The organism is Curtobacterium sp. Csp2 (genome assembly GCF_013347165.1).
This window is the reverse complement of the sequence record NZ_CP054593.1, coordinates 2,170,747-2,190,455: the sequence shown is the minus strand read 5'-3', so window position 1 is coordinate 2,190,455 and position 19,709 is coordinate 2,170,747. Positions and strand designations below refer to the sequence as shown.

At 70.3% G+C, this 19,709-nt stretch carries 18 protein-coding genes; 1 reads left to right on the top strand and 17 read right to left on the bottom strand.

Annotated elements, in window-relative coordinates; all coding sequences use genetic code 11:
• Positions 1-126: 126 nt before the first annotated feature.
• The 5 genes from HUN59_RS10635 to HUN59_RS10615 form a co-directional block, all read right to left on the bottom strand.
• Positions 127-543 (bottom strand): cytochrome c oxidase subunit 4, encoded by a 417-nt coding sequence (locus HUN59_RS10635; protein ID WP_174778322.1) that lies wholly within the window; start codon positions 541-543, stop codon positions 127-129.
• Between the two features lie 4 nt (positions 544-547).
• Entirely contained in the window at positions 548-2,284 is a 1,737-nt protein-coding gene (gene ctaD / locus HUN59_RS10630) for an aa3-type cytochrome oxidase subunit I (RefSeq protein WP_058741691.1), read from the bottom strand.
• An 11-nt stretch (positions 2,285-2,295) separates the two neighbouring features.
• Entirely contained in the window at positions 2,296-3,198 is a 903-nt protein-coding gene (ctaC, locus tag HUN59_RS10625) for an aa3-type cytochrome oxidase subunit II (RefSeq protein WP_058741692.1), read from the bottom strand.
• Between the two features lie 312 nt (positions 3,199-3,510).
• A complete protein-coding gene (locus HUN59_RS10620) occupies positions 3,511-3,885 on the bottom strand; it encodes a HesB/IscA family protein (RefSeq protein WP_058741693.1) in 375 nt (124 codons plus the stop codon).
• Between the two features lie 163 nt (positions 3,886-4,048).
• Positions 4,049-5,527: a dipeptidase gene (locus tag HUN59_RS10615; RefSeq protein WP_174778321.1), complete on the bottom strand. Its 1,479-nt coding sequence runs from the start codon at positions 5,525-5,527 to the stop codon at positions 4,049-4,051.
• A 52-nt stretch (positions 5,528-5,579) separates the two neighbouring features.
• Between HUN59_RS10615 and HUN59_RS10610 the strand changes: the two genes are divergently transcribed.
• On the top strand, positions 5,580-6,155 hold the full coding sequence (locus tag HUN59_RS10610) for a DUF3043 domain-containing protein (protein WP_058741695.1): 576 nt from the start codon (positions 5,580-5,582) through the stop codon (positions 6,153-6,155).
• 259 nt (positions 6,156-6,414) lie between these two features.
• Here the strand turns inward: HUN59_RS10610 and HUN59_RS10605 are convergent, their stop codons facing one another.
• The 12 genes from HUN59_RS10605 to ftsZ form a co-directional block, all read right to left on the bottom strand.
• Entirely contained in the window at positions 6,415-7,491 is a 1,077-nt protein-coding gene (locus HUN59_RS10605) for a quinone-dependent dihydroorotate dehydrogenase (RefSeq protein WP_174778320.1), read from the bottom strand.
• Positions 7,488-7,964: a transcriptional regulator NrdR gene (nrdR, locus tag HUN59_RS10600; protein WP_058741696.1), complete on the bottom strand. Its 477-nt coding sequence runs from the start codon at positions 7,962-7,964 to the stop codon at positions 7,488-7,490. Before nrdR ends, HUN59_RS10605 begins: the two co-directional genes overlap by 4 nt.
• 72 nt (positions 7,965-8,036) lie before the next feature.
• On the bottom strand, positions 8,037-9,347 hold the full coding sequence (gene hisD, locus HUN59_RS10595) for a histidinol dehydrogenase (RefSeq protein ID WP_174778319.1): 1,311 nt from the start codon (positions 9,345-9,347) through the stop codon (positions 8,037-8,039).
• Complete coding sequence (locus HUN59_RS10590; RefSeq protein WP_254629856.1) at positions 9,344-10,120, bottom strand: hypothetical protein; 777 nt, start codon at positions 10,118-10,120, stop codon at positions 9,344-9,346. The genes hisD and HUN59_RS10590 overlap by 4 nt, the downstream gene beginning before the upstream one ends.
• A gap of 115 nt (positions 10,121-10,235) precedes the next feature.
• Entirely contained in the window at positions 10,236-13,718 is a 3,483-nt protein-coding gene (gene dnaE, locus HUN59_RS10585) for a DNA polymerase III subunit alpha (protein ID WP_254630059.1), read from the bottom strand.
• Between the two features lie 518 nt (positions 13,719-14,236).
• Entirely contained in the window at positions 14,237-15,160 is a 924-nt protein-coding gene (locus HUN59_RS10580; RefSeq protein ID WP_231050545.1) for an RluA family pseudouridine synthase, read from the bottom strand.
• Positions 15,157-15,822 (bottom strand): signal peptidase II, encoded by a 666-nt coding sequence (gene lspA / locus HUN59_RS10575; protein ID WP_302690927.1) that lies wholly within the window; start codon positions 15,820-15,822, stop codon positions 15,157-15,159. Before lspA ends, HUN59_RS10580 begins: the two co-directional genes overlap by 4 nt.
• Before the next feature lie 2 nt (positions 15,823-15,824).
• Positions 15,825-16,517 carry a DivIVA domain-containing protein gene (locus tag HUN59_RS10570; RefSeq protein ID WP_058743347.1) on the bottom strand — a complete coding sequence of 231 codons (693 nt, stop codon included), beginning with the start codon at positions 16,515-16,517 and terminating at the stop codon, positions 15,825-15,827.
• A gap of 185 nt (positions 16,518-16,702) precedes the next feature.
• On the bottom strand, positions 16,703-16,999 hold the full coding sequence (locus tag HUN59_RS10565; protein WP_058743346.1) for a YggT family protein: 297 nt from the start codon (positions 16,997-16,999) through the stop codon (positions 16,703-16,705).
• Between the two features lie 72 nt (positions 17,000-17,071).
• On the bottom strand, positions 17,072-17,638 hold the full coding sequence (locus tag HUN59_RS10560) for a cell division protein SepF (protein WP_174778316.1): 567 nt from the start codon (positions 17,636-17,638) through the stop codon (positions 17,072-17,074).
• A 42-nt stretch (positions 17,639-17,680) separates the two neighbouring features.
• Positions 17,681-18,406 (bottom strand): YggS family pyridoxal phosphate-dependent enzyme, encoded by a 726-nt coding sequence (locus HUN59_RS10555; RefSeq protein WP_174778315.1) that lies wholly within the window; start codon positions 18,404-18,406, stop codon positions 17,681-17,683.
• A 7-nt stretch (positions 18,407-18,413) separates the two neighbouring features.
• The gene (gene ftsZ / locus HUN59_RS10550) at positions 18,414-19,574 is read right to left on the bottom strand and encodes a cell division protein FtsZ (RefSeq protein WP_174778314.1); all 1,161 of its coding nucleotides are present in this window, start codon (positions 19,572-19,574) and stop codon (positions 18,414-18,416) included.
• Between the last annotated feature and the right edge of the window lie 135 nt (positions 19,575-19,709).

The following is a 19,709-nucleotide window of genomic DNA, read 5'->3' as shown; positions in this document are numbered from 1 at the left end:
GGGGCAGGTACGAGTCTGCTCGGACCAGCTTGCTCGCGTACGGCTGGCCCCGGACGCACTTCGGGCGGCACCGGTGGTGGTGCCGCCCGAAGGTGTCAGGTGCGGTGGGCCGCAGCCCGCCGGGACTCAGTGCCCGAAGTTGCCGCGGTAGTACTCGTAGACCCAGCCGACGAGCGTCACGGTGACGAGCGCGAGCCCGATCGGGACGATCCACAGGCCGGCGGCGAGACCGAGGAAGCAGACGGCGGTGGAGCCGGCCAGAAGGATCGGCCACCACGACCACGGGCTGAAGTGCCCGAGCTCGGCGTCGCCGTCCTCGATGTTGGCGTCGGCGCGGTCCTCCGGGAGGACCCCGCCCTGCGACGACATGACCTTGCCGAGGTAGAACGCGATGAACGCGCTCATGATGCCGGTGAGGCCGATCGCGACCGTGCCCACCCACTCCGGGTGCCCGTAGTAGAGCATCGCCCAGATGGTGTACGCGGCGTCCGCGAGGATGAAGAACCCGAAGAGGATCCAGAACAGGTTGACGTTGGCGCGCATCGCCTTACTTCACCTCGCCCTTCGCGGCGTCGTAGGTCGGAGCGTCCGGTGCGTCCTTCGCAGGACCCACACCGATCGGCACACCCGCTTCGGGGTGGTTCAGGTCGAACGCCGGGGACTCGGAACGGATCCGCGGGATCGACGTGAAGTTGTGCCGGGGCGGCGGGCAGCTGGTCGCCCACTCGAGCGAGCGGCCGTAGCCCCACGGGTCGTTCACGGCGACCTTCGGCGCGTTCCGGGCCGTGACGTAGACGTTGAAGATGAACGGCAGGAACGAGATCGCGAGGATCATCGAGCCGATCGTCGACAGCTGGTTCATCCAGGTGAACCCGTCGTTCGGCAGGTAGGTCGCGTAGCGACGCGGCATGCCGATGACGCCCAGCCAGTGTTGGATGAGGAACGTCGTGTGGAAGCCGATGAACAGGAGCCAGAAGTGGATCTTGCCGAGGCGCTCGTTGAGCATCTTGCCGGTCCACTTCGGCCACCAGAAGTAGAAGCCGGAGAACATCGCGAACACGACGGTGCCGAAGACCACGTAGTGGAAGTGCGCGACGACGAAGTACGAGTCGGACACGTGGAAGTCGAGCGGCGGCGACGCCAGGATCACACCGGTGAGACCACCGAACGTGAAGGTGATGAGGAAGCCGACGGCCCACAGGAGCGGCGTCTCGAACGTGACCGAACCGCGCCACATCGTGCCGACCCAGTTGAAGATCTTCACGCCGGTCGGGACCGCGATGAGCATCGTCATGAGCGAGAACCACGGGAGCAGGACGCCACCGGTGACGTACATGTGGTGCGCCCACACCGTGACCGAGAGGGCCGCGATGGAGATGGTCGCGTAGACGAGGGTCTTGTACCCGAAGATCGGCTTGCGGCTGAAGACCGGGAAGACCTCGGACACGATGCCGAAGAACGGCAGCGCGATGATGTAGACCTCGGGGTGGCCGAAGAACCAGAACAGGTGCTGCCACAGCAGTGCCCCGCCGTTGGCCGGGTTGTAGATCTGGGCGTCGAACACACGGTCGAGACCGAGGCCGAACAGTGCAGCGGCGAGGACCGGGAAGGCCATCAGCACGAGCAGCGAGGTCACGAGGGTGTTCCACGTGAAGATCGACATGCGGAACATCGTCATGCCGGGGGCGCGCATCGTGATGATCGTCGTGATGAAGTTCACCGCGCCGAGGATCGTCGAGAAGCCCGTCATGCCGAGGCCGAAGACCCAGAGCGTGCCCCCGAGACCCGGTGTGAACGTCGTGTCACTCAGCGGCGCGTAGGCGAACCACCCGAAGGACGCGGCGCCCTGCGGGGTGAGGAAGCCACCGACCGCGATGAGCGAGCCGAACAGGTACAGCCAGAAGGCGAACCCGTTCAGACGCGGGAAGGCGACGTCCGGCGCACCGATCTGCAGCGGCATGATCGCGTTCGCGAAGCCCGAGAAGAGCGGCGTCGCGAACATCAGCAGCATGATCGTGCCGTGCATCGTGAAGAGCTGGTTGTACTGCTCCTTCGTCGCGACCACGTGCAGGCCGGGCTCGAAGAGCTGGGCACGGATGACCAGCGCCATCACACCCGCGAGCAGGAAGAAGACGAACGAGGCGATCAGGTACATGTACCCGATGGTCTTGTGGTCGGTGGAGGTGATCCACCGGACGATGATGTTGCCCTTCCGCCCGACCTTCGACGCCTGGAAGTCCGGCGTCGAGGGCCTGGTCGGCTGGCCGACGAGTGACGTTGTCATCAGACGAGCCCCTACTTGTTCTCGCTCGACGCCTCGACCGGCGCCTTGTTGTTCGGTTCGTTCGTGTTGGTGTCGTACTCGTTGCCGAGCAGACCGACCTTGCCCTGCTCGCGCAGCGTGTCGAGGTACTTCTCGTAGTCCGAGTCGGACACGACCTTGACCTGGAAGAGCATCAGCGAGTGGTACTCACCGCAGAGCTCCGCGCACTTGCCCTGGTACGTGCCGATCTTCTGCGGGATGAAGTACTCGTAGTTCGTCTTGCCCGGGAGCATGTCCTTCTTGTAGAGGAAGTCGATGATCCAGAACGAGTGGTCGACGTCGCGCGAGCTGAGCTCGATCTTGACCTTCTTGTCGACCGGCAGGTACAGCGTCGGCAGCTGGGACTCGTCGATCGAGCCGTTCCCGTTCTCTTCTTCCTGGGCCTGGATGCCCTGGTAGTAGACGCTGTCCTCGGGGTTGTCCTTGTCGATGTAGTTGAAGTCCCACGCCCAGCGCTTGCCGTAGACGTGGATCGTCGCGTCGGGGTCCGTGAAGGGCTTCTCGATCGCGGACTGGTCCTTGGCGGTGAAGGCGAAGAAGCCGAGCACCAGGATGAGCGGCACGATCGTGTAGAAGATCTCGAGCGGCATGTTGTACCGCATCTGCACCGGGAGGCCGGTCTGGCCCTTGCGGCGGCGGTAGACGATCGCGGCCCAGATGATGAGGCCCCACACGATGAGACCCACCGCGAGCAGGACGACCCAGCTGGTGGTCCACAGGCCGACGACGCGGCTCGTGTGGTTCGTGACGTCCTTCGTCTCCTCCGTGCCGGGGAGCCACCCGTTCAGCTGCTGCTGCGAGCAGCCAGCCAGTGCGATGACCAGACCGACGGCCACCGGGACGGCCGCCCAACGTATACGGCGATTCGAACGCACTGTTACCTCTCGGAAGACGTGGCGGGGAACCGAGCGCGCCAAGGCGGCTCATTGCTGGTTCCCAGCTTGGTTGGAACACTCCTAGCTTACTCGCAGCTCGCCGACACTCGTGCACACGCGGCCCGTTCGGCGGCCGATCCGGGTGCCGGACTCGCACGCCGGACACCGATGACCGCACGGCTTTCCCCCGGTCGCGCGCGGCCGGAGCCCCCACGGACGACGAGCGGGGAGCGACCAGATCGGTCACTCCCCGCTCGCGTGTCGATCACGGGTGGTGGACACCCGGACCCGGTGACGCCGAACCTGACAGTGTCAGTGGAAGCTGTCGCCGCACGCGCAGCTGCCCTGCGCGTTGGGGTTGTCGATGGTGAAGCCCTGCTTCTGGATGGTGTCCTCGAAGTCGATGGTCGCGCCGTCGAGGTACGGGACGCTCATCTTGTCGACGACGACCTCGACCCCGCTGCCGAACTCGGCGGTGGCGTCGCCGTCGAGCAGCCGCTCGTCGAAGTACAGCTGGTAGATCAGGCCCGAGCACCCGCCGGGCTGGACGGCCAGGCGCAGGCGGAGGTCGTCGCGGCCCTCCTGCTCGAGCAGGCTCGCCACCTTCGCCGCGGCCGTGTCGCTGAGCGCGACGCCGTGCGAGCGTGCGTCCGTCGCCGGTGCGTTGTCGATGATGGTGTCGCTCATCGCGCTTCTCCCTCCGGGCGGTGACGATCACCGCGCCTGTTCACGATTGTAAGCACGCCGGCCGACAGGGCGAGCATCTCTCCACAGTCCGGCTCGTCAGCCGGCGACGGACGGACGGGAGGCACGTGGCGGGCCCACCACGTGCCTCCCGTCCGGTGCGGCGTCAGCCGCGCGACGCCAGTCGCGCCAGCAGGATCGTCTCGGACGCGATCGCGCGGTGCAGGACGCCCAGGTGCTGCGACTCGTTCGGGCTGTGCGCGCGGGTGTCCGGGTCCTCGACGCCGGTCACCAGGATCTGCGCGTCCGGGAACTCCGCGGCCAGGTCGGACACGAACGGGATCGAGCCGCCGATGCCCTGCTCGACGGCGGGGTTGCCCCAGCCCTCGTGCATGGCCGTGCGGGCCTCCTGGACGGCCCAGCCGGCGGTGTCGACGAGGAAGCCGTCGCCCGTGTCGACCTCGGTGATCTCGAGCCGCGCACCGAACGGCACGTGCGCGCGGAGGTGACGCTCGACGGCGGCGAACGCGTCGGTGGCGGCCTGCCCGGGGGCGACGCGGACCGAGACCCGCGCGGCGACCGTCGGCAGCAGCGTGTTCGAGGCGTTCGCGACGCTCGGGACGTCCAGGCCGGTGACCGTGATCGACGGCTGGAACCACATACGGGACAGCACCGGGCCGGTGCCGACCGGCTGCACGCCCTCGAGGAGCGCGGCGTCGGAGGCGAGCTCGGCGTCGGAGCGCTCGGGGACGTCGGCCTCGTACGCCGTGAGCCCCTCGACCGCGACCGAGCCGGCGTCGTCGTGCAGCGAGGCGAGCAGGCGGGCCATCGGGATCATCGCGTCCGGGGCCGCTCCCCCGAACATGCCGCTGTGGCTGGCGTGCTCGAGCGTCGTCAGGGTGAGCTTGAACGTGACGTTGCCGCGCAGCGAGACCGTGATGGAGGGGACCTCGGCCGACCAGTTGTCGCTGTCCGCCACGACGATGACGTCGGCGGCGAGGTGCTCCTTCTGCTCGCGCAGGAACGTGCGGAACGACCGGGAGCCGAACTCCTCCTCGCCCTCGACGAACAGCACGACGCCGAGGTCGAGGTCGTCGCCGAACTGCGCGTGCAGGGCCCGGAGCGAGGCGATGTGGGTCATCACGCCGGCCTTGTCGTCCGAGGCGCCGCGGCCGTAGAGGCGGTCGCCGCGGAGGGTCGGCTCGAAGGGCGGGGTCTCCCAGAGTGCGTCGTCGCCCTGGGGCTGCACGTCGTGGTGCGCGTAGAGCATCACGGTGGGCTTGCCGTTCCGGGCCGGGCGGACCGCCAGGACCGCGGGCTGGCCGAGCTCGACGTCGGGGGCGTCGGCCTGGGACGCGGTGTCGGCGGACGGGGCGTCCGTGCTCGGGGTGTCGCCCTCGACGGCCGAGCGGACGATGCGGACCGCGTCGTCGGCGAAGACCCCGGTTGAGCGTGCCAGGTCCGCGACGGCCTCGGCGCTCGCCTGCACGTTCGCCGGATCGAAGGCCGACCAGGACACCGACGGCAGCCGGACCAGGGCGGAGAGGTCCGCGATCGTGGTCGGCAGCGCCCCCTGGACGTGTTCGCGCAGGGCGTCGAGGAGCGCGGGGTCGGTCGCGGTGCTGTGCTGGTCGGTGTCGGTCATGTCCCGTAATCTAGAGGACGATCCAGCACGCAACCGCAGTCAGGAACGCACCGTGGCGAAGGCAGCCCCCAAGACCAACACGACCGTCAACCCCTCCGAGGAAGAACTCCTCGCGCAGGGCAAGGGTCGCCCGACGCCGTCGCGTCGCGAGCGTGAGGCAGCCAACCGCCGTCCCCTCGTCGGCAACAGCCCGCAGGACAAGAAGGCCGCTCGCGCCCGGCTGAACACCGAGCGCGAGAAGGCCCGCGTCGGCATGGCCAACGGCGAGGAGCGGTACCTGCCCGCCAAGGACAAGGGCGAGCAGCGCCGGTTCGTGCGCGACTGGATCGACGCGCGCTGGAACGTGGGCGAGGTCATGATGCCCGTGCTCGTGCTCTTCCTGATCCTCGGCTTCGCCGCTGCCCAGACCGTGATCGCGTCGTACGCGCTCCTGATGGTGTGGGCGTTCGTGGCGCTGTTCGTGCTCGACTGCATCGTGCTCTGGCTGTCCCTGCGCAAGAAGCTCGCCGCGAAGTTCGGCGAGATGCAGCGCGGGACCTTCCTCTACATCCTCACCCGGGCGTGGCAGCTGCGCTTCCTGCGCCTGCCGAAGCCGCAGGTGCGCCGCGGGCAGTACCCCGCGCTGTAGCACGCGAACCGCTCCCCTGAAGCGCCGTCCGGTCCACCGGACGGCGCTTCGTCGTTCCGAGGGCGCGGCGGGCGCTGCGCACCGAGCTGGGCGCGAGGTTGTGTCGGCGCCCCGGACGTCGATGGAGCAGAAGACGTCGGGGTCCCGGTCTGGACCCGACGGTTCCTGCTCCATCGCCGGCGGAACGAGACCGACGCCGACGCCGACGCCGAGACCGACGCCGAGACCGAAGCGCCGCCGGCTCGACGCCCGCGGGAGCTCAGCGCGCGGCGCGCCGCAACCGACGACGACGGAGACGGTTGATCCGCGTCGCCCAGGTCGGCCCCTCGTAGAGGAACGCCGTGTAACCCTGCACGAGCGTCGCACCCGCATCGATGCGGTCCTGCACGTCCTGCTCGGTGGTGACCCCACCGACGGCCACGACGCAGAAGTCCGACGGCACCGCGGCGCGCACCCGCCGCAGGACCTCGAGCGACCGGGCCGCGATCGGCGCACCGGACAGACCGCCGGCGCCCATCGCCGCGACCTTCTCGACAGGGGTCACGAGCCCGGTCCGCTCGATCGTCGTGTTGTTCGCGATGATGCCCGCGAGCCCGAGGTCCACCGCGAGCCCGGCGACGGCGTCGATCTGCTCGTCGGTCAGGTCCGGCGCGATCTTCACCAGCACCGGGGTCTTCCCGGCGGCGTCCCGCACCGCGGTCAGGAGCGGCCGCAGCTGGTCCTCTTCCTGCAGGCCGCGGAGGCCGGGCGTGTTCGGGGAGCTGACGTTCACCGCGAGGTAGTCCGCGAACGGCGCGAGGAGCCGGGTCGACTCCAGGTAGTCGTCGACGGCGTCCTCGACCGCGACGGCGCGGCTCTTGCCGATGTTGACGCCGATCACCGGGCGCCCCGGGTTCCGTCGCGCGCGCTCCAGGCGACGGGCGGCTCGGGCGGCGCCGTGGTTGTTGAAGCCCATCCGGTTGACGAGCGCCCGGTCGGCGATCAGGCGGAACAGCCGCGGACGGTCGTTGCCGGGCTGCGGCTTCGCCGTGATGGTGCCGACCTCGACGTGGCCGAAGCCGAGCAGCCCCAGACCGGCGATGCCGCGCGCGTCCTTGTCGAAGCCGGCGGCCAGCCCGAAGCGCGACGGGAAGTGGATGCCCATCGTCGTGACGCCGTCCTCGGCCGCGGGGCGGGAGTACCGCTCGACGACACCGCTCAGGACGGGGATGCCGGGCAACGCCTTGATCACCCCGAAGGCCAGGTGGTGCGCCCGCTCCGGGTCCATGTTCGCGAACACGGCCCGGAACACGACGGCGTACCCGCCCCGGACGATCCGCTCGGCGATGCCGCTCACGCCGCACCCCCGGCGGGGTCCGCGGCGTGGTGGTCGAGGCGGAGCTGGCCGATGGCGTCCTCGAAGTCCTCGAGGGACTCGAACGCCTGGTAGACGCTCGCGAAGCGCAGGAACGCGACCTCGTCGAGTTCCCGGAGCGGCGCGAGGATCGCCAGCCCGATGTCGTTCGCGTCGATCTGGCTCGAGCCGGACGACCGGACGGTCTCCTCGACCCGCTGCGCGAGCACGGCCAGATCGCCGTCGGTGACCGGGCGGCCCTGGCACGCCTTGCGCACGCCGGAGACGATCTTGTCGCGGCTGAACGGCTCGGTGACGCCGTTGCGCTTCACCACGTTGAGCGAGGCGGTCTCGGTCGTCGAGAACCGACGCCCGCAGTTCGGGCACTGGCGGCGGCGACGGATCGAGGTGCCGTCGTCACTCGTGCGGGAGTCGACGACGCGGGAGTCCGGGTGGCGGCAGAAGGGGCAGAACATGTCCGTCCCAGGCTACCGGCTCCCCGGTCCGTCCAGGCGCGAGCGGGTCGGCTCAGACGCGAGCGGGTCGGCTCAGGCGCGAGCGGTCCGCTCGGTGACCGCGGCGCCGTGGCCGGGCAGCTGCTCCTCGGTCGCGAGCGCGACGATGTGCGGCGCGACCTCGGCCAGGGCCGTCGCGGAGTACCGGATCACCTGCTGGGGGCGCAGGAACGTCGACGCCGACAGCCCGGAGCCGAATCGTGCCTGGCCGCCGGTCGGCAGCACGTGGTTCGACCCCGCCAGGTAGTCCCCGAGGCTGACGGGCGTGCTCGGCCCGACGAACACCGCACCCGCGGCGTCGATCTCCGCCAGCACGGCGTCGTCGTCCGCGGTCTGGATCTCGAGGTGCTCCGGCCCGTAGGCGTTGCTGACGGCCGCCGCGTCGGCGAGCGAGTCCACCAGGACGACCGCCGACTGCGGACCGTCCAGGGCGGACTGGAGGCGCGTGGCAGTCCCCAGCGCCGCCACCCGTTCCGGGATGGCCGCCTCCACCGCATCGGCGAAGGACGCCGACGTCGTCACGAGGACGCTGCCGGCCTGCTCGTCGTGCTCGGCCTGGCTGACCAGGTCGGCGGCGACGAAGCCCGCGTCGGCGGTGTCGTCCGCGATGACGAGGATCTCGGTGGCCCCGGCTTCGGAGTCGATGCCGACGACACCGCGCACGAGGCGCTTCGCCGCGGCGACGTAGTTGTTCCCGGGCCCGGTGACCAGGTCGACGGGCTCGAGACCGATCGACGCGACGCCGTACGCCAGCGCACCGACCGCTCCGGCACCGCCCATCGCGTAGACCTCGTCGACGCCGAGGAGCCCTGCTGCGGCGAGGATCGTCGGGTGCACGCGCCCGCCGTGGTCCCGCTGCGGCGGGGACACGAGGGCGATGGACCCGACGCCGGCGACCTGCGCGGGGACGACGTTCATCACGACGCTCGAGGGGTAGACGGCCTTGCCACCGGGGACGTAGAGCCCCACGCGGCGCATCGGCTGCCAGCGCTGGTGCACCTCGGCGCCGTCGGCGAGCGTCGTCACCGAACCGGTCGGCACCTGGGCGGCACTCGCGGCGCGCACGCGGCGGATCGCCTCGTCCAGCGCGGCGCGGAGCTCCGGGGTGAGCCCGGCGACCGCGGCGGCGATCTCGTCCGCGGGGACCCGGACGTGCTCGGGCGCTCCCCCGTCGAACCGCTCGGCCTGCTCGTGCAGCGCGTCGGCCCCGCGGTGTCGCACGTCGTCCACGAGCTCCCGGGTGGCGGCGACGGCGGACGAGACGTCACCGGCGGCACGCGGCATCAGGCGGAGGAGGTCGGCACGGGCGGGCAGGCCGCCACGGAGGTCGATTCGCTGCATCATGGGACGTCCAGCGTACCGGCGCTCCCCGACAGCAGTGCGTCCACGACGGGACGGTGCCGCGCGTGCTGCTCCGCGTCCCACCCGCCGAGGACGTGCAGCGTGACGATCCGGAACGCGAGTGCCCGCACGAGCAGCTGCGGCCACCCGGGCGCCTCGGCGAGCGTGCCGAGTGCCGCGAGCCGGGCGGGCGGCGTTCCGTGCCAGCAGACCGCGTCGACGACCGCCACCGCGGCACCGAAGCCCGCGGGTCGCCAGGTCGGTGCCCAGTCGAAGACGGCGGGCGGTCGGCCGGCGGCGAACAGCACGTTGCCGAGCAGGTCGCGGTGGACGACCTGGGACCGCCCCTGGACCGGTCGGAAGGCGGCGGTCAGGCGTCGGACGAGCGGATCGTCCGGGAGTCGGTCATCGCCCGCAGGTCCGTCAGCCCAGACGAGCCGCTCGGCACGGCTCCACGGGTCGTCGACGCGGTCGAGGAACGACGGCCGGGCGAGCCCCGCGACCGCGCGGTGGAACGCCGTCCCGGCGCGGACGACGTCCTCGACGCGGGTGGGGTCGGGTGCGCCCTCGAGCCGCTCCCACGCCTCCCAGCCGTCGACGACCCAGCGGTCGCCGACCCGGTCGCCGGACCGTCCGCTGCGGTCCCGACCCCCTCCCGACGCGGCGACCGGGCGCGGCGTGCGGAACGCGACCGTGTGCGGGAGGCAGGCCAGCACGTCGGACCGCCACTGGGCCTCCCGGACGTCGCCCGCCGGTCGCAGGACGACGTCGCCCACGCGCCATGTCGTGCCCCGGCCGCCGGGGAGCTGTTCCGGAACGTGCCCCGAGACCCGGAACGCCCGGAGCACCGCGGCCGAGGGCCGTGGTGCTCCGGGCGTCGTCACCGCTCGCCTAGACCAGGCAGCGCGGGCCGAGCAGGCTCTTCAGCTCCCCGAACAGGTCCGGCGTCAGGTTGACCGGGAACGGCAGCTCGAACGTGCGCGCGACGTCCTCCTTCAGGAGCCGCAGCCGCACCTCGGTCTCGCCCTGGTGCCGCCCGAGCACCGCCGCGAGCTCGGTGACCGTCGTCGTCGTGGCCTGGCGCTCCGGCAGGGACAGCGTGAGCGGGCCGGAGCCCATCGCGTCGCCGACGTTCGGCTGGAACATGCTGACCGCGTGTAGCGCCTTGCCGTCGTCGCGGACGTTCACTCGGCCGCGCAACACGACGATCGAGTCGGCGACGAGCGACGGTCCGAACTCGGCGTAGGTCTTGCCGAGGAACATGACGCCGATCTCGCCGCCGAAGTCCTCGATCTGGACGATGCCGTACGGGTTGCCGCTCGACTTCGCGACTCGGTGCTGGACGCTCGTCAGGAGCCCCGCGACCGTGACGGTCTCGCCCTCGACCGAGTCGTCCGCCGCGATGAGGTCGGCGATGGTGATCGACTGGTGCTTCGCGAGCTCGATCTCGAGTCCGGCGAGCGGGTGGTCGGACACGTAGAGGCCGAGCATGTCGCGCTCGAAGGCGAGCTTGTCGCGCTTGGCCCACTCCGGCCGCTCCGGCACCTGCGACACCGGGGCCGAGGACGGCTCCTCCTCGGCGACCTCGGCGAACAGCGAGTCGAAGTCGAAGCCGACGTTGCCGTGGGCCTCGTCGCGCTTGACCTTGACGGCGCTCTCGACCGCGCCCTCGTGGATCTCGACGAGCGCCCGGCGGCTGTCGCCGAACTCGTCGAAGGCACCGGCCTTGATGAGCGACTCGACGGTCCGCTTGTTGGCCGACGAGATCGGGATCTTCCGCAGGAAGTCGTGGAACGACTCGAACGCACCCTTCTCGGTCCGGGCCTGCACGATGTCGTCGACGACGTTGAAGCCGACGTTGCGGATCGCGCCCATGCCGAAGCGGATGTCGTCGCCGACGGCCGCGAAGAAGCCGATCGACTCGTTGACGTCCGGCGGCATCACCTTGATGCCCATCCGGCGGCACTCGTTGAGGTACAGCGCGAGCTTGTCGCGTGCGTCGCCGACGCTCGTCAGGAGCGCGGCCATGTACTCGGCCGGGTAGTGCGCCTTGAGGTAGGCCGTCCAGAACGAGACCACGCCGTACGCCGCGGAGTGCGCCTTGTTGAACGCGTAGTCGGAGAACGGCAGCAGGATGTCCCACAGCGTCTTGATCGCCGCGGCCGAGTAGCCGTTGTCCTGCATGCCCTTCTCGAAGCCGGCGTACTGCTTGTCGAGCTCGGACTTCTTCTTCTTGCCCATCGCGCGGCGGAGGATGTCGGCCTGTCCGAGGGAGAAGCCGGCGACCTTCTGCGCGATGGCCATGACCTGCTCCTGGTAGATGATCAGGCCGTAGGTCGTGCCGATGATGTCCTGGAGCGGCTCCTCGAGCTCCGGGTGGATCGGGGTGATCGGCTGCTCGCCGTTCTTGCGGAGCGCGTAGTTCGTGTGCGAGTTCGCACCCATCGGCCCCGGACGGTAGAGGGCGATGAGCGCGGAGATGTCCTCGAAGTTGTCGGGCTTCATCAGGCGGAGGAGCCCGCGCATCGGGCCGCCGTCGAGCTGGAACACCCCGAGCGTGTCGCCGCGCTGCAGGAGCTGGTACGCGGCTTCGTCCTCGAGGCCCATCGTCTCGAGGTCGAGGTCGACGCCCCGGTTGCTCTTGATGTTGTCGAGGGCATCACTGATGATCGTGAGGTTCCGGAGGCCCAGGAAGTCCATCTTGATCAGGCCGAGCGACTCTGCTGCCGGGTAGTCGAACTGCGTGACGATCTGGCCGTCCTGCTCGCGCTTCATCACCGGGATGATGTCGATGAGCGGCTCGCTCGACATGATCACACCGGCGGCGTGCACGCCCCACTGCCGCTTCAGGCCCTCGAGCCCGAGCGCGGTGTCGAACACGGTCTTCGCCTCGGGGTCGGTCTCGACGACCGTCCGGACGTCCACCGCCTCCTTGTAACGCGGGTGGTCCTTGTCGAAGATCCCGGTGAGCGGGATGTCCTTGCCCATCACGGGCGGCGGCATCGCCTTGGTGAGCTTCTCGCCCATGCCGAACGGGAAGCCGAGGACGCGCGACGAGTCCTTCAGCGCCTGCTTCGCCTTGATCGTGCCGTACGTGACGATCTGCGCGACGCGCTCCGACCCGTACTTCTCGGTGACGTACTTGATCGCCTCACCGCGGCGCCGGTCGTCGAAGTCGACGTCGAAGTCGGGCATCGAGACGCGGTCCGGGTTGAGGAACCGCTCGAAGATCAGGCCGTGCCGGATCGGGTCGAGGTCGGTGATGCGCATCGCGTACGCCACCATCGAGCCGGCACCCGAACCACGACCGGGACCGACGCGGATGCCGTTGTTCTTCGACCAGTTGATGAAGTCCGCGACCACCAGGAAGTAGCCCGGGAAGCCCATCTGGTTGATGATCCCGACCTCGTAGTCGGCGCGCTCCTGGACCTCTTTCGTGATGCCCTCGGGGTACCGGTACTCCAGCCCCTTCGCCACTTCCTTCTCGAACCAAGAGTGCTCGGTCTCGCCCTCGGGGACCGGGAACTTCGGCATGTAGTTCGCTGCGGTGTCGAACTCGACCTCACACCGCTCGGCGATGAGCAGCGTGTTGTCGCAGGCCTCGGGGTGGTCGCGGAAGACGTGGCGCATCTGCTGCGGGGTCTTCAGGTAGAACTCGTCGGCGTCGAACTTGAAGCGGTTCGGGTCGTTCAGGGTCGAGCCGGACTGCACGCAGAGCAGGGCCGCGTGCGACTTGGCGTCGTGCGCGTGCGTGTAGTGCAGGTCGTTCGTGCCGACGAGCGGGATGCCGAGGTCCTTCGAGATCCGGACGACGTCCTCGATGACGCGGCGCTCGATCTCGAGCCCGTGGTCCATAATCTCGGCGAAGTAGTTGTCCTTGCCGAAGATGTCGCGGTAGTCGGCCGCGGCCTTGAGCGCCTCGTCGTACTGGCCGAGCCGCAGGCGCGTCTGGATCTCGCCGGAGGGGCAGCCCGTCGTCGCGATGATCCCCTCGTGGTACTGGTCGAGCAGCTCGATGTCCATGCGGGGCTTGAAGTAGTAGCCCTCGATCGAGGCCCGCGACGACAGCCGGAACAGGTTGTGCATGCCCGTCGTGTTCTCGGCGAACATCGTCATGTGCGTGTACGCGCCGGAACCCGACACGTCGTCACCGCCGCCGTCACCCCAGCGCACCCGGGTCTTGTCGGAGCGGTGCGTCCGCGGCGTGATGTAGGCCTCGGTCCCGATGATCGGCTTGACGCCGCCGGCCTTCGCGGCCTTCCAGAACTCGAACGCCCCGAACATGTTGCCGTGGTCGGTCACCGCCACCGCGGGCATGCCCTGCGCGGCGGTCTCGGCGACCAGGTCGGTCAACCGCGCTGCACCGTCGAGCATCGAGTACTCGCTGTGCACGTGCAGGTGGACGAAGGAGTCGGAATCCGACACGGGACCTCCGGTTCGACGGATGGCTGCGGGGCGGGACAAGCCTAACCGCGGGCACCGACTTCTCCGCGCGTGTCGTCAGGGCGCTCGGTGCGCCCCGCGCGCGCGGCGCGCTCGACAGCGTCGCTCGAGCGGGCAGGACACGCCGTCGGTGTGTCGCCGACCGCGCACGACCGGTCGCCGGACGCGACCCGTCGTGACAGATGTGGCGCGCTCGGGAGAGGCGGACCAGCACAGGGAGCGCGGTACGGGCGGGCGGTGACCGGGTGGCGGACTGGAGGCGCGGGGCGGCGCCGCCACGGGCCTCCAGTCCGACGCTGTCCAGCCGCGGTCGACGCAAGCAGCGCGGTCGACGCGAGCGGGCACGACACGCCGCGCGCGTTGCGCGGCTCGGGCAGTACCGGTCGCCTCGAGGTACCGAGCGTGACAGATGTGGCCCGTTCGCGAGCCGCCCCGCCCCGCCTGCCCGGCTATGCCGCGCGGATCCGGTCCAGCGCCCGCTGCAGGTCGTCGGGGTAGGACGCCTCGAACGTGACCCACTCCCCCGTGCGCGGGTGCTCGAACCCGAGCCGCACGGCGTCGAGCCACTGGCGGGTCAGCCCGAGCTCGTTCGCGAGCACTGGGTCGGCGCCGTACATCGTGTCGCCGACGAGCGGGTGCCGCGTCGCCGCCATGTGCACGCGGATCTGGTGCGTCCGGCCGGTCTCCAGGTGCACCTCGAGCAGGGTCGCGGCGCGGAAGGCCTCGAGCGTCTCGTAGTGCGTGACGCTCGGCTTGCCGTCGGCCGTGACCGCGAACTTCCAATCGCTCGACGGGTGTCGACCGATCGGGGCGTCGATGGTCCCCGAGGTCGGGTCCGGGTGCCCCTGCGCGAGGGCGTGGTAGACCTTCTCGACCGTGCGCTCCTTGAAGGCGCGCTTGAGGTGCGTGTAGGCGAGCTCGGTCTTGGCGACGACCATCAGGCCGGACGTGCCGACGTCGAGCCGGTGCACGATCCCCGCGCGCTCAGCGGCACCCGAGGTGGCGATGGTGAACCCGGCCGCGGCGAGGCCACCGGGCACGGTCGGACCGTCCCACCCGGGCGAGGGGTGCGCGGCGACGCCGATCGGCTTGTCCACCACGACGATGTCGTCGTCGTCGTGCACGACCGTCATGCCCGGGACCGCGACCGGGACGATGCGCGGGGGTTCCTTCGGCGACCACTCGACCTGGAGCCATGCGTCGGCGTGCAGGCGGTCCGACTTGTCGACGGTGACCCCGTCGACGGTCACGCCACCGGCGGCGACGACCTCGGCCGCGAAGGACCGGCTGAACCCGAGGAGCTTCGCGATGGCGGCGTCGACACGCTCACCGGCGAGCCCGTCGGGCACGGGCAGGGAACGTGACTCGGTCACGTCGCGTCGTGCCCGAGGGCGTCCCGGTCGTCGCGCGGGGCCCGGGGGTCCGGGGCGCCGGCGGTCCGAGCGGCCGCAGGAGCCGCGTCGGAGGGAGCTGCGGCGGCGTCCGCGCGGGCGTCGGCTGCGCGCTGCTGCTTCGCGGAGAGCGCCCGCGTGCCGTCGAGGTTCACGCCGAAGACGACGAGCAGGACGAAGACCACCATGCTCACGCAGATGAACGAGTCGGCGATGTTGTAGATCGCAGGCATCATCCACGGCGTCGAGATGAAGTCGACCACGTGCCCGCGGCCGAAGCCGGGCTCACGGAAGAGCCGGTCGAGCAGGTTGCCGAGCGCGCCGCCGAGGAGCATGCCGAGCACGATCGCCCACCACATCGAGCGGATGCGCCGGGCGAAGACGATGATCGCGACGACGACGGCCGTGCTGACGATCGAGAACACCCACGTCATGTTCACCGCGAACGAGAACGCGGCACCGGGGTTCCGGACGTACAGGAACTGCAGCGCGTCGCCGAGCACCGGCACGGCCTGGCCATACGGCAGGTTCGCGACGACGAGGGCCTTGACGCCCTGGTCGAGCGCCACCACGACGACAGCGGCGAAGGCCAGTGCCGCGATCGCGCGGACACTGACCTTCGCTCGTGTTGCTGGTCGCGACAACGTCAGTTGCCGAAGCCCTGCGCCGAGGCCGGCGCCGGGGTGAGACCGGACTGCTCCGAGCCCGACCCGTCCAGCTCGGACAGCTGGGACTGGATGTAGCTCTTGAGCTGCGCACGGTAGTCGCGCTCGAACGTGCGGAGCTCGTCGATCTTGCCCTCGAGCTGACGCTGCTCCTGCTCGAGCACGGCGACCCGCTGGCGGTTCGTGTTCTCGGTGTCGGCGATGATCTGGCGCTGCTTCGCCTCGGCCTCGGAGACCAGGCGGGCGGCCTGCGCGGTGCCCTCGGCGATGAGCGCGTCGCGCTTCTCGATGCCCTCGCGCACGTGCTCCTCGTGCAGACGACGAGCGAGCGTGAGGAGGTTCGTGGTGCCCTCGGTGTCCTCGTCGGCGGGGACCGTCGAGGCAGCCGGCGCTGCTGCGGCGACCGGAGCGGGCTCCGGGGCGGCGGCGACGGGAGCCGGGGTGGGCTCGGGCTCGGGAGCGGCGGCCGGCTCCGGCTGCTCGGTCTTCTCGAGCTTCGGCGCCGACTCGGCGGCCTGCAGGCGCTGGCGGAGCTCGTCGTTCTCGGCCGTCAGGCGGCGGAGTTCGACGACGACCTCGTCCAGGAAGTCGTCGACCTCGTCCTGGTCGTAGCCCTCGCGGAACTTCGTCGGCTGGAACCGCTTGTTGACTACGTCTTCCGGCGTCAAAGCCATTGCCGTCACCTCAATAGAACTGCTGAACGTGTGGAACCACTTGCGTCACGACCGAACCTACCAGTCGTGCCGTGTGGTGCGGAGGCCCGCCGGGGCGGGCATCGATCCCGACCACCGTACACCGACGCGCGTGTCCGACCGTGACCTCTGGGCGGGCGTGGCGCGATTCGTGTGCGGGTGGTGGATCAGAAGGAGCGAGCGAGTCCGCCGACGATCACCCGGAGGATGATCACGACGAGCATCACGATGGTCCAGCCGAAGTCGAGCGCGACGGGTCCCATCCGCAGCGGCGGGAGCAGCCGGCGGACGAACCGGATCGGCGGGTCCGTCAGCGTGTAGACGACGTCGGCGACCACGAGCATCGCGCCACGGGGGCGCCAGCTGCGGTTGTAGGCCTGGACGATGTCGAACGCGAACCGACCCCACATCACGAAGAAGTAGAGCAGGAGGGCGAAGGACAGGATCCCGAAGACCAGTGACACGGTGGGGCTCGCTCGGCTCGGGTGCGGTGCTCAGGCGATCACCGCACGGGGGCTACTGGGCCGGGGTCCGGCTCAGGACTGGGCGAAGAAGGACGCCTCGATGTCGGACTCTACCTCAGCGGGCTCACCGCTCACCGCGACGTGCGCCGGCGACAGCAGGAAGACCTTGTTGGTGACGCGCTCGATCTTGCCGTACAGCCCGAGCGACAGCCCCGAGGCGAAGTCGATCATGCGACGGGCGTCGGACTCGGTCATCTGCGAGAGGTTGATGATGACGGGGATGCCGTCGCGGAAGCTCTCGGCGATGGACTGGGCGTCCTTGTACTCGCGCGGGTGGACGGTGAGGATCTCGTTCATTTCCTGGACCGGGGTCGCCTTCTGTGCGGTCGTGTGCGCGCGTCGGAGCGGGGTGACCTGCGCGCCGCGCTGGTGGGTGTGCGTCTTGGGCTCCGCGGGCGCCGCGGCGGGGGCGGCCGCGACGGGCGCCTCCTGCACGGGAGCGGCGGCGGGGACCGCGGTGGGGGCCGGAGCGGCCTGCTGGCGCGCCTGGGCGGGCACCGGCTGCTGCTGCTCGTCCTCGTACAGTTCCTCGTCGGCGAGGCCGAGGTAGACCATCGTCTTCTTGAGCGGGTTGGCCATGGTTCCTCCGGAGTTCGTGCTCGTGGATGCCCTGGGACGAGGCTAGGGCGCGGTGGGCCGGTTTCCCGTGATTGCGGTCCCGATCCGGAGGTGTGTCGCGCCCTCGGCGATCGCGTCGGCGTAGTCGCCGCTCATGCCGGCGGACACGTCCGTCGCGTCGGGCGCGAGCGAGACCACGCGCTCCGAGATCGTGCGGAGCCGGGCGAAGGCCCGTCGGGGCTCCTCGTCGAGCGGTGCGACGGCCATCACGCCGCGGAGTCGGATGGTCCCGGTGTCGAGCACGCGGGTCACCATCGCCTCGACGTCGTCCGGCTGCACCCCGCCACGACCGGGGTCGTCGGTGAGGTTGACCTGCACGAAGCCGTCGATCACCCGCGGGTCCGGCTCGGCCTCGGTCGGCGCGAAGGCGTCCACCACGGAGTCACGGTCGAGCGACTGCACCACGTCGGCGTACCGGCGTACCTGGCGGGCCTTCTTCGACTGGAGCTGCCCGACGAAGTGCCAGGTCAGGTCGAGGTCGGCCAGCTCGGCGGCCTTGGTCTGCGCCTCCTGGTGCCGGTTCTCCCCCACGTCCGTGACGCCGAGTGCGGCGAGCTCGCGGACGAGCGACGCCGGGTGGTACTTCGTCACGACGACGAGCGTCAGCTCGTCGACGCTCCGACCCGCGGCGCGGGCCGCGTCCGCGATCCCGGACCGGACGGACGCGAGACGCGCCTCCGGTCCGTCGTCGGGTGACGAGGCGGACGGGAGGCGCGTGTCGGCTGCCAAGGACGGCTTACTTCAGGAAGTCGGGGACGTCGAGCTCGTCGTCGCCGTCGAAGGCCGGGTCGGCGGCGCGCTGCGCGGGGGCCTCGTGCTGCTGCGACGCCCAGGACGGGCTCGTGGTCGCGGTGTCCTCCACCGAACCGGTCGCACCGGCGGCGGACGACGCGGCGCCCGACTCCGGGTCGACCCAGCTCGAGCGACGCTCCTTCTGCTGCGCGCTCGGCTCGCCGCCGTCGAACCCGGCGGCGATGACCGTCACGCGGACCTCGTCGCCGAGGGTGTCGTCGATGACCGCACCGAAGATGATGTTCGCCTCGGGGTGGACCGCCTCCTGCACCAGGCGCGCGGCGTCGTTGATCTCGAAGATGCCGAGGTTCGAACCGCCCTGGATCGAGAGCAGCACGCCGTGCGCACCGTCGATCGAGGCCTCGAGCAGCGGGGACGCCACGGCGAGCTCGGCCGCCTTAATCGCCCGGTCCGCCCCGCGGGACGAGCCGATGCCCATGAGCGCCGAGCCGGCACCCTGCATGACGCTCTTGACGTCGGCGAAGTCGAGGTTGATCAGACCCGGGGTCGTGATGAGGTCCGTGATGCCCTGCACGCCGGCGAGGAGCACCTGGTCGGCGGTCGCGAACGCCTCGACCATCGAGATGCCGCGGTCGGAGATCTCGAGCAGGCGGTCGTTCGGCACGACGATGAGGGTGTCGACCTCGTCCTTGAGGCCCGCGACGCCGTTCTCGGCCTGGGACTGGCGGCGCTTGCCCTCGAAGCTGAACGGCTTCGTGACGACGCCGATGGTGAGCGCACCGATCGACTTCGCGATGCGCGCGACGACGGGCGCACCACCCGTGCCGGTGCCGCCGCCCTCGCCCGCGGTGACGAAGACCATGTCGGCACCCGCGAGGACCTCCTCGATCTCCTCGGCGTGGTCCTCGGCGGCGCGACGGCCGACCTCGGGGTCCGCGCCCGCGCCGAGACCACGGGTGATCTCGCGGCCCACGTCGAGCTTGACGTCGGCGTCGCTCAGCAGCAGTGCCTGTGCGTCGGTGTTGATCGCGATGAACTCGACGCCGCGGAGGCCGAGCTCGATCATGCGGTTCACGGCGTTCACGCCGCCGCCGCCGACACCGACGACCTTGATGACGGCGAGGTAGTTGTGGTTCGTGGTCACGTCAGTCGGGCCTCCGGTTGAACCCTCAACCTCTACTTGAAGTTCAGGGGCAATGCTGGTAGATGTGGTGCTCCCGACGACGCTACGGGTGCGCTCCGCGCACTGTCGCCCCGCCACGCCGCGTGTCGCGCGATT

What these genes read in the sequence shown, in the direction of transcription:
- ctaD (WP_058741691.1), bottom strand. Translation starts at nt 2,284, where the DNA reads ATGACAACGTCACTCGTCGGCCAGCCGACCAGGCCCTCGACGCCGGAC.
- HUN59_RS10620 (WP_058741693.1), bottom strand. Translation starts at nt 3,885, where the DNA reads ATGAGCGACACCATCATCGACAACGCACCGGCGACGGACGCACGCTCG.
- nrdR (WP_058741696.1), bottom strand. Translation starts at nt 7,964, where the DNA reads ATGTTCTGCCCCTTCTGCCGCCACCCGGACTCCCGCGTCGTCGACTCC.
- HUN59_RS10615 (WP_174778321.1), bottom strand. Translation starts at nt 5,527, where the DNA reads ATGACCGACACCGACCAGCACAGCACCGCGACCGACCCCGCGCTCCTC.
- dnaE (WP_254630059.1), bottom strand. Translation starts at nt 13,718, where the DNA reads ATGCTCGACGGTGCAGCGCGGTTGACCGACCTGGTCGCCGAGACCGCC.
- HUN59_RS10560 (WP_174778316.1), bottom strand. Translation starts at nt 17,638, where the DNA reads ATGGCCAACCCGCTCAAGAAGACGATGGTCTACCTCGGCCTCGCCGAC.
- HUN59_RS10635 (WP_174778322.1), bottom strand. Translation starts at nt 543, where the DNA reads ATGCGCGCCAACGTCAACCTGTTCTGGATCCTCTTCGGGTTCTTCATC.
- HUN59_RS10570 (WP_058743347.1), bottom strand. Translation starts at nt 16,517, where the DNA reads ATGGCTTTGACGCCGGAAGACGTAGTCAACAAGCGGTTCCAGCCGACG.
- hisD (WP_174778319.1), bottom strand. Translation starts at nt 9,347, where the DNA reads ATGATGCAGCGAATCGACCTCCGTGGCGGCCTGCCCGCCCGTGCCGAC.